Source organism: Leptotrichia sp. oral taxon 215 str. W9775, assembly GCF_000469505.1.
Classification (GTDB): domain Bacteria; phylum Fusobacteriota; class Fusobacteriia; order Fusobacteriales; family Leptotrichiaceae; genus Leptotrichia_A.
This window is the reverse complement of record NZ_KI272873.1, coordinates 52,040-59,160: the sequence shown is the minus strand read 5'-3', so window position 1 is coordinate 59,160 and position 7,121 is coordinate 52,040. Positions and strand designations below refer to the sequence as shown.

General features: G+C 29.5%; 3 protein-coding genes, 1 pseudogene and 1 riboswitch. Of the genes and pseudogenes, 3 read left to right on the top strand and 1 reads right to left on the bottom strand.

From position 1 onward, the window contains the following. Window positions 1–94 precede the first annotated feature (94 nt). Entirely contained in the window at window positions 95–1,474 is a 1,380-nt protein-coding gene (locus HMPREF1984_RS10120) for an MATE family efflux transporter (RefSeq protein ID WP_021767906.1), read from the bottom strand. Between the two features lie 235 nt (window positions 1,475–1,709). Between HMPREF1984_RS10120 and HMPREF1984_RS10115 the strand changes: the two are divergent. The 3 genes and pseudogenes from HMPREF1984_RS10115 to lysA all read left to right on the top strand — a co-directional run bounded on the left by HMPREF1984_RS10115 (window position 1,710) and on the right by lysA (window position 7,069). Next, window positions 1,710–3,376, top strand: a pseudogene (locus HMPREF1984_RS10115) (ATP-binding cassette domain-containing protein). Next, complete coding sequence (locus HMPREF1984_RS10105) at window positions 3,366–5,030, top strand: ABC transporter ATP-binding protein (RefSeq protein ID WP_021767903.1); 1,665 nt, start codon at window positions 3,366–3,368, stop codon at window positions 5,028–5,030. Before HMPREF1984_RS10115 ends, HMPREF1984_RS10105 begins: the two are co-directional and overlap by 11 nt. Window positions 5,031–5,431: 401 nt before the next feature. Then, window positions 5,432–5,611, top strand: a riboswitch (Lysine riboswitch). A gap of 150 nt (window positions 5,612–5,761) precedes the next feature. Next, a complete protein-coding gene (gene lysA / locus HMPREF1984_RS10100; RefSeq protein ID WP_036100597.1) occupies window positions 5,762–7,069 on the top strand; it encodes a diaminopimelate decarboxylase in 1,308 nt (435 codons plus the stop codon). Window positions 7,070–7,121: the final 52 nt, after the last annotated feature.

The window sequence follows — 7,121 nt, the reverse complement described above, 5'->3', positions numbered from 1 at the left end:
ATAATTCAAAAATATAGTTTTTTACATTATTTTTTTTCTTTTTGAGGCAGCCCCTTTTATATTAATTTACAAATTTTATTTTATAATAAACTTTTTACTTTAATTTTCTTATTTTAATTTTTTTTACATCAATATTTTCCCAGTCCAGTGTCTTTACAAGAAAGAAAAAGATTATTCCTGCAACAGTGTTTGAAAACAGGTTTCCCCAGAAAATAGAGTACAAACCTAAATATTTTTGTGTAACTAAAATAAATACATATCTGAAAAGCCATATTCTCAATATGGACATAACAAGCGGAATGTTGTTTTTCCCTAAAGCTACATATACACCCTGACATACAGTGAAAATACCGAAACCTATTATTGAATAGGTGAAAATATTTAGAGCGTTGTCAGCTATTGCCGCTATTTCCTTGTTTCTTGTGAAAAGGGCTATCATATTATGATTGAGGGGAACTATCAGAATTATTGTCAGCACTGCAATAACGACACTTGTAATCCAGCTGTAAGTAAAAATCTTTTTAGATTTTTCAATATTTTTAAGCCCCATATTAATGCTTATCATTGTAGTGACAGCTGTTCCAATTGAGGAAGGAAGGTTAAAGCAGAGTGAATTGATGTTTGCCGCAATTCCTTGTCCTGTCAGAGCAATTGCACCGTATTTTTCCATTTCCTTGTTTATAAGGAAAAAACCAAAGTAAATCAGCATGTAGTTTATCATTGCAGGAAGACCTATTCTTGTAATTTTCATTATAATGGGAAGTTTCATGGAATATGTCCGTAAATCAAGCTTAGTTTCGCTTGTCTTTACAAAAACATCATGAAACATCCATAATGTAATGACAACATATGAACAGAATGTAGCTGCTACTGCTCCGATAAGTCCCATACGGAAAATATAAAGAAACAATGAATTAAAAAATATTTTTAAAACAAGAAGCAGTGATATTCTTATAAATGTAACTTCAGGCCGTCCTATTGCATTCTTGGAAGAATTGTAAATAGCCGCAAGGAATATAAGAGGCATTACAAATGAGTAGGCTGCAATGTAAGTAAACACTGTACCTCTTATTTCTTCTGAAGTGGTTTTTGAAATAACAAAAGCCATAAGAATACATATAGGAATCAGTATAAGTCCTATTATAAAGCTGAAAACATAAATTTGGAGCATTGTTTCCCTTACAGCCCTCATTATTCCCTTTCCATAGTATTTTCCAATCATTGCCATGGCTGCCACTCCAAGTCCTTGTGACAGGGCAACCATAATATTAAGTACAGGCTGACTGAAGGTTACAGAACCTGCAACAACAACATTTGTCAAGTTAGTTAAGAAAAAATTATCTGAAAGAGGTATGAGAGCCTGTATTATTCCAACTAGCAATGTGGGAATAGATAAAAAAAGTAAAGTATTCAGAATACTTCCATTTATAATCATTTCACGACGTTCTTCTACAGACTGTTTTAAAAATAACATAATATTACCTCTTTTCTTTATAGTATAATAACATTATAGCACTTTAATAATGAAAATGAAAATATAAAAATAATTTATAAAAACTATGTTCATTTCCTGTTTTGCATTACAAAATTATAAATAATTCAAAAATATGATTTTTATATTATCTTTTAATTTTTTTAGACATCCCATTGAAATTTGAAGTATAATATGATAATGTTATATAAAACTAATATAAAGAAAGGGTGAGGTTATGATAAATTCTAAAATTTTAAGGTATATTTCCAGAAAAGACAGTGTTGTTTTAATTTCTTTAAAAATTTTTCTGAGTGGATTTAATATGCTTGTTTCTTTAATGATACAAATAGGTCTGGAAAGTATCTATGGTAGAAAAAATAACTATCTGTTTTTTATTCTTACAGGTCTGATTATAGGTTCAGTAATATATTCTTTATGTTATTATCAGAATTCAGTTCTGCTTGAAAAAACTAAAAAGAAAATAATGGAAAAAATAAGTCTGGAACTTATGGAAAGTTATTTAAAAAGTGAAGGCAATGGAAAAATTCATTCAGGAGAGATTTTAAATTTAATCAATGAAGATACTGAAATTATAGGAGATTATTTATTATATGGTTTATTTCCAATGTTTGATTTGATTTTAATGATTGCTTTTGGTTTTGGGTATATGCTGTCGATATCTTTGAAAATTACTCTGTTTTATATACTTATAAGTATAATATTTTTTACTGCTGCAAGGAAAGTTTATTTGAAAGCTTCTTTTTACAGGGAAACCTATGAAAAGAAAGATGATATGCATAATAGATTTTATGAAGAAATTCAGAGAAATATTCCTATTATTAAGGTATATTCCCTTATAAAGTTTATTTTGTCAAAGCACTGGATGTTTTATGAAGAAAAAATAAAGGATTATAAAAAAGTTGCTTCAGCAATAGGGATAAGCAACGGTATATTTTCAGGGGGAGTGTACTTGACAGAGATTTTAAGTCTTATTGCAGGATTGCTATTAGTAAAATCCGGAGAAATTTCAATGGCTGCAATGATAGGAATATGGAATGTCGGAATAGGGTCCATACTGTATCCTTTTTTGGATATTCCTTCAATCATAGGCTACATGTCTAAACAGAAAGTATCTGTAAGCAGGATTTTTAAATATTTAGATAGAATCGATGAAAAACATCCTGATATTAAAATTCAATCAGAAAAAATATCAGACAGAATAGATGAGATAAAGGAAAAAGAATCTTTAAATACAAAATTTGAAAATTATCAGATAGTTGGAGAAAATATAAGTTTCAGATATCCTGATAATGATAAAATGATATTTGATAAGTTCAATTTTATTATTCCTGACAAGAAAATAACTTATATAAAAGGAAGTAACGGATCAGGAAAAACAACTCTAATGGAAATGATATTATCAGTATTAGAACCATTAAAAGGGGAAATTTATGGAATGAAAAATGGGAAAAAAAAATAATGGAAGGAAAATTGGGATATGTTCCACAGAAGTCAGAATTTTTTAATACAACAATATTTCGAAACCTGACTTTAGATGAAAATTATTCTGAAGAAGAAGTTGCAGATGTCCTGAAAAAAGTAAATATGTATTCTGTAATTGAAAAATTTCCAAAGAAACTTGATACAGTTTTTGGTGAAAATACTAATTTTTCAGCAGGTCAGCTGAGAAGACTTTCCATAGCAAGAAGTCTTCTGTTTAAGCCTGATTTCATATTTCTTGATGAGCCATTTTCAGATTTAGATATTGAAAATCAGAAGATACTGATGACATTATTTCAGGAATTAAAAAATATAATGGGAATTGTAATAATAACACATACATATGATTTTATTACAGAAAATGATAATATAATTGAAGTTGGTGATGTAAATGAAAAATAATGAATATTTTAAAATGATATTTTTATTAATGAAAAAATATAAAGTTCATTTTTTGTTTGTATTTTCTCTAATAATAGCGTTATCTGAGTTTATTCTGGCTATAAAAATGGACGTACTGATATCAACTTTAAGTTCTGGAAAAAATGAAAAATTTTTTTTCATCGCCGGAATGCTTGTGATTTTGTGTATAATAATAGGGAAATTAAAATCGGTACTTGGAAAAAAGATTGAGATGAAAGAAAAGGAATGTTGTCAGTTAATTTCAGATGATTTAATAAAAAATATAGAGAAAATACCTTTTAGAAAATTTGAAGATGATGGAGAAGGTGGCTGGATAACATTACTATTATCAGATGTAAATACTTTGTCAGCAGTAGTTTCATATGTATCAGTTTCGCTTCTTTCAGGGATTGTTTCCTTTGTTTCAGCCATGTTTTTTGGATTTTTTACGTCACCTGTACTGTTTTTCTTTACACTTATATTATGTTCAATATCAATACTAATTCCAAAATATGCAGGTAAAAAAATTGAGAAGACATATGTTCAAAGACAGGAAGAACAGGAAAATATGCAGACTGTTCTTTTACAGGTATTTAATAGCAAAATTTTACTGAATGTGTTTAAAAATGAAAAATTTGGAACAGCTCTGTTTAAAGAAAAATATGAAAAATTTACAGAAGAACATTTGGGAAATATGAAAGCTGAATGGAAAATGGTAAGTCTAGGAATAGGAACAGGATTACTGTGTGATGTCATAACTTTGATTTTTAGCTTGTATCTGATTAGCAGAGGTTTTTTAACAATAGGTCAGTTTATGGGCTTTAATATATTGAATCAGAATATTGTGTGGATATTTCATAGCATGCCTTCACTTTATAGTGACTGGTTAAGAGGAAAAATTTCAGCTGAGAGAATTTCAGAGTTCCTGAATATTCCGAGTAAAGAAAAATTAATGAAAGAAAACAAAGAAAAAGAGGATATTTATGAAAAATCATCAGGAAATATTCTGAAACTGGAAGATATAGTGTTCAGATATGATGAAAACAGTTCCGATATTTTAGATAAAATAAATTTTGAAATAAATTTAGAGGATAAGGACAAAATACTTGTTACAGGTGAAAGTGGTTGTGGAAAAAGTACTTTAATAAAGATTTTAAGCGGTTTATATGAGCCTGTGTCAGGAATGTTTAAAATTGATAATACAGATATAGGGGAAAATGGAAGAAGTATAGCGTATGTTCCCCAACAGACAGAATTATTTTCACTTTCATTGAAAGATAATTTGACATTAGGAAGAAAAATTAATGAAGATAATTTTAATAGAATATTGAAGTTAACCGGTGTAAAAAATATAGCAGATAATTTGCCAGATGGACTGGAAACAGAAATTACAGGAAGAAAAGATATAAATCTTTCTGCAGGTCAGATACAGAAAATAGGATTGGCAAGGGCTCTGCTGTCAACTGATGTCAAATTACTTCTTATGGATGAACCGGTTGCAAATTTGGATATTCAAAGTGAAAGGGAAATTTCAGATATTCTAAAAAATCTTGAATATTCCGTTATTGCAGTGTCACATAGAAATGAAATTTTTAAGGAATATATGAAAGTATACAGAATGGAAAATGGGAAGATAGAAAGAATATTTGGATAGATAGGAGTTAATAAAAAAGCAAAATTATTCTATTTTTAAAATAAAATGAAATTCCATAAATAATAAACCACTCCCCTCAACTAAAAACCCCGGCGTCAGACGTATCTGTACCATATTGGTAATGCCAGGGTATTGATCTCTATTTATTTATGTAGACATATTCTATATAAATAATAGTACTCTAAAATTAAATTTTTGTCAACCGTAAAATATTATGATAAATTGAAAGTTAAATTGGGACTGTCTCAAAAAAGAAAACTAAAAAATTAATGTAAAAATCATATTTTTGAATTATTTAAAATTTTACAATGGAAAGTACTTCAAGCTTAAAAGATTAATCCAACATATGATGGTTATGAATAAATTAAAACTTTACAAGAATAGAAAAATTATGTATAATATACAAAGATAGAGGTGCAGGTATTAAAAGTAGGCTTATGGAGAAAAGTCAATTCTGTGAAATAAACTGAAAGGAATAACTGCCGAAGTGCAAAGAGTGACTTTCTTTGTTGCTGGGGCTATGGAGAATATCCATAGAACTGTCATTATCTTATAATGGATAATGTTGCGCTGTCAGGTATAAATCATAATTTTTAATTTTAACTTATAAAAATAGATGTTTTATATGCTGATGCCGTTTTGTCAGCATTTTTTATTATAATGAATTATTTCTGAAATAAAATCAGGCTGATGAAAGACATACAATTAAAAAGGAAAGGAAAATGAAAATTATGAAATTATTTGGAACTTCAAAAATTAATGAAAATGGAAATCTGTCAATAGGAGGAGTGGACACAGTTGAACTGGCAAAGGAATTTAAAACACCTCTTTACGTGATGGATCAGGAACTTATAGAAACAACGATAGATAAAATGAAGGAAGCATTTAAATCATCAAGATTTGGTACACAGATTGCCTACGCGGGGAAGGCTTTCCTTACAACAGGAATGGCAAAACTGGTTGAAAAAAAGGGACTTGAGCTGGATGTAGTTTCAGGTGGAGAATTGTATACGGCATATAAGGCAGGATTTCCAATGAACAGAGTTCATATGCACGGAAATAACAAGACGTATGAAGAACTGGAAATGGCAGTGGATTATGGAATTAAAGAAATAGTTATAGATAATGAAGATGAAATAGAAAAAATAGAAAAAATATGTAAGGAAAAAGGGAAAAAACAGGCGGTGCTTATAAGAATTGATCCGGGAATAGAGGCACACACACATAGTTATATAAAAACATCGGGACTAACTTCAAAATTTGGGATTTCACTGTTTCAGGCAAACCTGTTTGATATAGTGAAGAGAATCAATAACAGCCAATATCTTGATTTCAGAGGATTCCATACACATATAGGTTCCCAAATATTTCAGTCAGTGTTCTTTATATTTGCTCTGGAAGAAATTTTCAAATATCTTGATAAGCTGAAAAAGGAACTTGGAATAGTAGTACATACAGTAAATATGGGTGGAGGATTTGGAGTATACTATAAAGAGGGTGACGATCCTAAACCTATAGAAGAAGTACTGAAGGAAATAATTACATATACGGAAGCAATGGAAATTAAATATCAGATAGGATTCTCAGAGTTAAATATAGAGCCGGGAAGAAGTATTGTTGGAAATGCAGGGACAACTCTTTATACAGTAGGAGGAATCAAGGAAACTGTCGGTGGAAAGAAATATGTGTTTGTAGATGGTGGAATGTCTGATAACATAAGAACGGCACTTTATCAGGCTGAATATGAAGCAGGAATAGTAAATAAACTGGAAGAAAAAGCCGAAGATGAAGTTACAGTGGCAGGAAAGCTTTGTGAATCAGGAGATATTCTTATACAGAAAGGTAAACTTCAAAAGGCTGAAGTAGGAGATATACTTGCAATAACAACGACAGGAGCTTATTGTTATACAATGTCAAGCAACTATAACAGAATGATAAAACCTGCAGTTGTATTTGTAAAGGACGGAAAAGCTAAAGTTGCAGTAAAAAGGGAAACTGGAGATGACCTCATAAGAAATGATGAAATCTTTGAATTGTAATTAAAAATGATGTATAATTACATCTGTAAGATAAAATCAGGAAACTGTTTTA